This is a genomic window from Facilibium subflavum (assembly GCF_003574485.1).
Taxonomy (GTDB): domain Bacteria; phylum Pseudomonadota; class Gammaproteobacteria; order Francisellales; family Francisellaceae; genus Facilibium; species Facilibium subflavum.
Genome location: NZ_QLIT01000190.1, coordinates 1 through 1,531 on the forward strand (window position 1 = coordinate 1; position 1,531 = coordinate 1,531).

General features: G+C 40.9%; 1 protein-coding gene. It reads left to right on the forward strand.

The genetic code is table 11. From position 1 onward, the window contains the following. Positions 1-1,399, forward strand: a 1,399-nt coding sequence (locus DNK84_RS10690) for an IS4 family transposase (RefSeq protein ID WP_119344499.1), incomplete at its 5' end; no start/stop codon positions are given. Positions 1,400-1,531: the final 132 nt, after the last annotated feature.

Genomic DNA, 1,531 nt, shown 5'->3' on the forward strand with positions numbered 1-1,531 from the left:
TAAACAAAGGATTGACGTTGTGAGTATTTTTAACAGCTTTTTTCATTCAAGTCACCAAAAAAATATTATTTCTGAGCTGAAAAACGGTAAAAAATTACCCTTTAGTGACATATTGTCAGTGGAAGACATTCGTAAACATCTCCAGACACCCCAAGGCAGAGATCGCCTGTTTACCCCTGAGGTAACGCTTTGGGGATTCTTATCTCAAGTGATGGATGATGATCAATCTCAGCAAGCAGTCGTTGCTCGCGTGATTGCTGCAAAGCTTGCGAAGAGTCAAAGACCGCCTTCAGCTAACACGTCTGCCTATAGTCAATCCCGCTCAAAGTTGTCTGAAACAGGCTTAAAAACACTTGCAACGGAGGTCGCAACAAAGTTGATTAGCGATACGCCAAATTCATGGCTATGGCGGGGAAAATCACACGTCAAAATTGTTGATGGAACGACATTAAGCATGCCTGATACTTTTGAAAATCAACAGAAATACCCGCAACCAAAATCACAGCAAGCCGGCGCAGGCTTTCCTATCATGCGTGCTGTTGCGATTATTGAATATTCCAGTGGTGTTATTTTAGATTTAGCTATGGGCGCCTATCAGGGCAAGAAGACTGGAGAGCATGCACTATTTCGTCAATTAATGGAGGCTCTAAAAACCAATGATGTGCTCTTAGGTGATTGTTATTATCCTTCATATTTTCTGATGGCAACGTTGCTACAACTAGGGGTATCAGGAGTGTTCCCTGCACATGCTTCACGCAAATATGATTTTAGACGTGGTAAGCGCTTGGGTAAAAAAGATCATATTGTTTCATGGGTGCGGCCAAGCAAACCAGATTGGATGACACAGGATGAATATAATGCCTTTCCCAAAGAAATCAGTATCAGAGAAGTCAGCATTAATATGAAACGCAATGGCTGCCGTAGCAAAGCACGTGTTTTAGTCACCACTTTCTTAGATCATAAGGATGTTACCAAAGATGATTTAGCTGACCTTTATGGTTGCAGATGGTTTGTTGAATTGTCATTAAACTCAATCAAGTCCATTATGCACATGGATATTTTACGAGGGAAAACACCTTGTATGGTGCATAAAGAAATATGGGTGCACCTGTTGGCATATAATCTCATACGAAGGGTTATGGCTCAAGCTGCATTGGCGCACGATCGTTTGCCTTGTAGTTTAAGTTTTAAGCTTACATTACAAAGTATACGGATATTTTCACAGACTGATTTACTCTGCAAAGACGATCCAGAAATACTCAGACAACTGTTTAAAATCATTGTCCATAAACAGGTCGCCAACAGAACAGGACGCAAAGAGCCTCGGTGCAGAAAACGCAGAACAAAGACATATCCTCCACTAAAAAAAGCTCGAGGTTTATACAAAAATGCGGCTTAACTTAGTGCCATTAATGATGGTTATTTTGATAAAGATACAAATCAGCTGATGTTCCCGTTAATAGCGCCGGGGAAAAGCGCAACCTTATCCTATAGTGTCTCAGGCAATGTTACTAAGTTTTTGAATAAGCCT